4 protein-coding genes, 1 rRNA gene and 1 pseudogene are annotated in these 4,387 nt (G+C 62.1%); 2 read left to right on the forward strand and 4 right to left on the reverse strand.

The window, feature by feature from the left end:
- Nucleotides 1–270, forward strand: a pseudogene (locus WBB14_RS16760) (ABC transporter ATP-binding protein); the annotation flags it as partial.
- 102 nt (nucleotides 271–372) lie between these two features.
- On the opposite strand, the gene pyrC reads toward WBB14_RS16760, so the two are convergent.
- Nucleotides 373–1,437 (reverse strand): dihydroorotase, encoded by a 1,065-nt coding sequence (gene pyrC, locus WBB14_RS16765; protein WP_424240842.1) that lies wholly within the window; start codon nucleotides 1,435–1,437, stop codon nucleotides 373–375.
- A gap of 11 nt (nucleotides 1,438–1,448) precedes the next feature.
- On the reverse strand, nucleotides 1,449–2,642 hold the full coding sequence (locus tag WBB14_RS16770) for a M20 aminoacylase family protein (RefSeq protein ID WP_424240843.1): 1,194 nt from the start codon (nucleotides 2,640–2,642) through the stop codon (nucleotides 1,449–1,451).
- Nucleotides 2,643–2,789: 147 nt separating this feature from the next.
- Between WBB14_RS16770 and WBB14_RS16775 the strand changes: the two genes are divergently transcribed.
- On the forward strand, nucleotides 2,790–3,068 hold the full coding sequence (locus WBB14_RS16775) for an SWIB/MDM2 domain-containing protein (RefSeq protein ID WP_006217453.1): 279 nt from the start codon (nucleotides 2,790–2,792) through the stop codon (nucleotides 3,066–3,068).
- A gap of 357 nt (nucleotides 3,069–3,425) precedes the next feature.
- On the opposite strand, the gene WBB14_RS16780 is transcribed toward WBB14_RS16775, so the two are convergent.
- Complete coding sequence (locus WBB14_RS16780; RefSeq protein ID WP_173144044.1) at nucleotides 3,426–3,791, reverse strand: DUF4870 family protein; 366 nt, start codon at nucleotides 3,789–3,791, stop codon at nucleotides 3,426–3,428.
- A gap of 251 nt (nucleotides 3,792–4,042) precedes the next feature.
- Nucleotides 4,043–4,155 (reverse strand): 5S ribosomal RNA (rrf, locus tag WBB14_RS16785).
- Between the last annotated feature and the right edge of the window lie 232 nt (nucleotides 4,156–4,387).

Here is a 4,387-nt window from a genome sequence, read left to right on the forward strand (position 1 = left end):
CGCGCCAAGGCCGCGCGGCCCAAGCCTGCCAAGTCCACCAAGATGAACTCCTGGGAGCTGCGCGAACTGGAAGGCCTGCCCGACGCCATCGCCGCGCTGGAGGCGCAACAGGCCGAACTCGCCGGCAAGCTTGCCGACGGCAGCCTGTACCGCGACGCACCGGCCGAAGTCGAACGCATCAACGGCGAATTGGCCAAGCTGGAAAGCGAGCTCGAAGAACGGTTCGCCCGCTGGGAACAACTGGAAGCGCGCCGCGAAAGCGCGCTGTAATCAGGCTGTCTCTATATACATATAGAGGCGCATGAAAAATGCCCCCGACTTCGGGGGCATTTTCTTGTCGCGCTGCCTGAGCCGCGCCGTCCCGCACCGGGTTTAGACGCGCGCGCGCCAGGTCAGCGCTTCACCCGCGGCCAGCGGCACTAACGTCGTGTTGCCGAACGCCACTTCCTCAGGCACCTGGTAGGTCTCGCGCGCCAGCGTCAGTGTGCCGGTATTGCGCGGCAGGCCGTAAAAATCCGGACCGTGGAAACTGGCGAAGCCCTCCAGTTTGTCCAGCTTGCCGACGGCGTCGAAGGCGGTGGCGTACAACTCCATGGCGTGTAACGCCGTGTAGCAGCCGGCGCAGCCGCAGGCATGCTCCTTCAGGCCGCGCGCATGCGGCGCGCTGTCGGTTCCCAGGAAAAAGCGCGGGCTGCCGCTAGTAGCCGCCTCGACCAGCGCGAGGCGGTGGGTCTCGCGCTTGAGGACGGGCAGACAGTAGAAGTGCGGCCGCACGCCGCCCTGGAAAATCGCGTTGCGGTTGTACAGCAAGTGCTGCGGCGTGATGGTGGCTGCGATGGGGCCTTCCGCGTCTCGCACGTACTCGGCGCCCTCTTTCGTCGTGATGTGTTCGAACACCACTTTCAAGGCGGGGAAGGCGCGGCGCAGAGGTTTCATCACGCGCTCGACGAAGATCGCTTCGCGGTCGAACAGGTCGATCGACGGGTCCGTCACCTCGCCGTGCACCAGCAACGGCATGCCGCATTTTTCCAGCGCTTCCAGCGCCTTGGTGCACTTGCCCAGCAAGTCGGTCACGCCGGCGTCCGAGTTGGTGGTGGCGCCCGCGGGATAGAGCTTCACGGCGTAGACCTGGCCCGACTCGTAGGCGCGGAAGATCTCTTCCGACGAGGTGTTGTCGGTCAGGTACAGCGTCATCAGCGGCGTGAAGGCATCGGGATTGCCGCCCGCCTTCTTCAACGCCTCCAGGATGCGGCCGCGATAGGCCAGCGCCTGCTCGGTGGTCGTGACCGGAGGCTTCAGGTTGGGCATGATGATGGCCCGCGCGAACTGGCGCGCGCTGTCCGCCACCACGGCCTCCAGGGCAGCGCCGTCGCGCAAATGCAGATGCCAATCATCCGGCTGGGTAATGGTGAGCTGAGTCGTATTTTGAGTAGACATGGGTAGGCTTCTTAATCTGCCAGCGGCATGCCCCGTTCGGCCAGCGCGCAGAACATCGCGCTGCCCAAGGGGATGACGGCATCGTTGAAATCGAAATGCGAGTTGTGCAGCACGCAGCCTGAATCGGCTCCGCCCTGGCCCAGCCGGAAGTATGCGCCAGGCTTGTTCTGCAACATGAAAGAGAAATCCTCGGAGCCCATCGACGGCGTCAGATCCCGCACGACGTTCTCCTTGCCTATCATCTCGGTGGCGATGTCGGCCACCAGATTGGCATGTTGCGGCGTGTTCAAGGTCGCCGGATAGATCCGTTCATAAGTCACTTCAGCGGTGCCGCCAAAGGCGCCCGCGATCGCGGACACCAGTTCGCGCATGCGGGCCTCCACCATTTCCTGGACGGATTTGCGGAAGGTGCGCACCGTGCCCACCATGCGGGCTTCGCGCGGAATCACGCTCATCGCCCCCGGGTGCCCGGCTTGCAAGGATCCGATGGACACCACCGCGGAATCCAGCGGATTCACATTGCGCGACACAATGGTCTGCAAGGCCGTGATGATCTGCCCGGCGATCGTGACGGGATCGATGGTCTGGTAAGGATGCGCGCCGTGGCCGCCGCGCCCCGTGATCAGAATCTCAAAGCGATCCGCCGCGGCCATCATCGGCCCGGGATTGATGCCTATCGTGCCCGGCTTCAGGCCCGGCCAGTTGTGCAGCGCATAGATCGCGTCGCACGGAAAGGTATCGAACAGCCCGTCCTCCAGCATGGCGCGCGCGCCGCCGCGGCCTTCTTCGGCGGGCTGGAAGATCAGCACCGCAGTGCCATCGAAATTGCGCGTCTGCGACAGGTATTTGGCGGCGCCGATCAGCACCGCAGTGTGGCCGTCGTGGCCGCAACCATGCATCAAGCCGGGCTTGGTCGACTTGTGGCCGAAGTCATTGTCTTCGGTCATGGGCAAGGCATCCATGTCGGCGCGCAGGCCTATCATGCGCCCGCTGTCGCAGCGCTTGCCGCGTATGACGCCCACCACGCCGGTCTTGCCGATGCCGCGATGCACCTCGATCCCGAGCGCCTCCAGCGCGCCCGCCACGATGCCGGAAGTCCGTACCTCCTCGAAGCCCAGTTCGGGATGCGCGTGCAAATCGCGCCGCAGCGCCGTCAATTCGTCATGAAAAAGGCGAATTGATTCCAAAGGAGATCGTGCGTACATAGGAGGTTACAGAATGACGATGTAGGGAGGACAGTGCGTGCATTTTAGTTGCTACAGAGGATAAATGCCTTTGTCTTTACGGGAGAGACACGTTATGCTCCGGCCGCAGGACAATTTTTCCAACAGCCAGAGAAGGAGCGCCGCATTATGGCCACAACCTCCAAACCCGCGACCGCGCGCAAGCCGAACGCTGCATTCATGAAGCCCCTGACCCCCAGCGCCGAACTGGCTGCCGTCATCGGCTCGGAAGCCGTGCCGCGTACCGAGGTCACCAAAAAGATCTGGGAATACATCAAGAAGCACAACCTGCAAGATGCCAGCAACAAGCGCAACATCAACGCCGATGCCAAGCTGCGCCCGATCTTCGGCAAAGATCAGGTGACGATGTTCGAACTGACCAAGCTGGTCAACGCGCATCTGAAGTAAGCAGGCAAAGGGCGTACCCCGTACGTCCCTGCCTTCATATCGTCGCGACGCCCTGGTTCATCCCTGGGCGAGCTCGCCTCCCCAGCGCAGCTTTCTACTACCGCGACAGCCACGCCGCAACCTCACCGGCACGGCTCGATTTCCCGCATCAGTATTCCCCAAAGCCAAGCTTGGCGCGCCTCTTCAGGCAGTTGGCACAGCTTCTGCCCAGGTTCATCTCAAACCTCATGCAGCAGCGTGGCCGGCCCAGGCACCGGGAGTTTCGTCTGCATCTGCAGGCGCAGCATGCGCCCTTGGCGCCTCGTTCGGCAATGCAAAAGGCCGGCATATGCCGGCCTTTTGTCTGAACGCGGAACCTCAGGCGTAGGTGGTCGGCGCAGTGCCTTCCAGCAGCGACAGCCAGCCCTTGATCAAGCGATACAGTACCCAGATCACGGTCGCGGCCAGGCCGATCCAACCAATAAAGATGAGCGTGGCGATGCCGCTGATGGCCAGCCACAGCAGGGCCCACCAGAAGGTGCGCAGCAGCCAGTCAAAATGAGCAGCATAGACGGTGCCTGCGGCGTCCGAGCGCTTCAGATACATCAGCACTACGGCCGCCAGCGTGGCGATGCCCAGGAATCCACTCGTCAGAAAGCCCAGGGCGTATAAGCCATAGGCCACGTGGGTCAGCGTGCGCAGGTCTAACGTCGTTCCGGGCACGGGGGTCTGGGGATCACTCACGATAACGCTCCAACGAATTGACTCGGTCAATCTTACCGCACAAAGCTACCCGACCCACGGCCGTTGTTATTTGTGCACATTCAATGCTGGCGCGGCTTGCAGCCTGATTGACGGTCCGCAAGCAAGAACCAAAAACGTCATGATGCGCACTGCCGCTCGCATGGGCCTCTGCCCACGCGCATGACTCGCGACGGTCCCCGGCACAAAAGAAAAAACCCCGCAGCGCGAGCTGCGGGGTTCCTCGAATCAAAGCCTGACAATGACCTACTTTCACGGACGTCCGTCCACTATCATCGGCGCAAAGGCGTTTCACTGTCCTGTTCGGGATGGGAAGGAGTGGGACCACCTTGCTATGGTTGTCAGGCGTAACTGCTTGAGTGCCTGCCCTGTTTGGGCAACCGCTCCAATCTTGCGGTGAGCCGGTGAATGCGCCTGGAGTACATCTCGACGGGCGCACATCATGGGCTCTCACAAAGACAAAACCCCACAGGGGTTACCTGTGGGGTTCTGCGGAATAAAAGCTTGACGATGACCTACTTTCACAGACGTCCGTCCACTATCATCGGCGCAAAGTCGTTTCACTGTCCTGTTCGGGA

The organism is Achromobacter sp., assembly GCF_049647645.1.
Lineage (GTDB): Bacteria > Pseudomonadota > Gammaproteobacteria > Burkholderiales > Burkholderiaceae_B > Achromobacter.

Coding starts and splice junctions, on each gene's coding strand:
- WBB14_RS16775 (WP_006217453.1), top strand. CDS start 2,790: ATGGCCACAACCTCCAAACCCGCGACCGCGCGCAAGCCGAACGCTGCA.
- WBB14_RS16770 (WP_424240843.1), bottom strand. CDS start 2,642: ATGTACGCACGATCTCCTTTGGAATCAATTCGCCTTTTTCATGACGAA.
- pyrC (WP_424240842.1), bottom strand. CDS start 1,437: ATGTCTACTCAAAATACGACTCAGCTCACCATTACCCAGCCGGATGAT.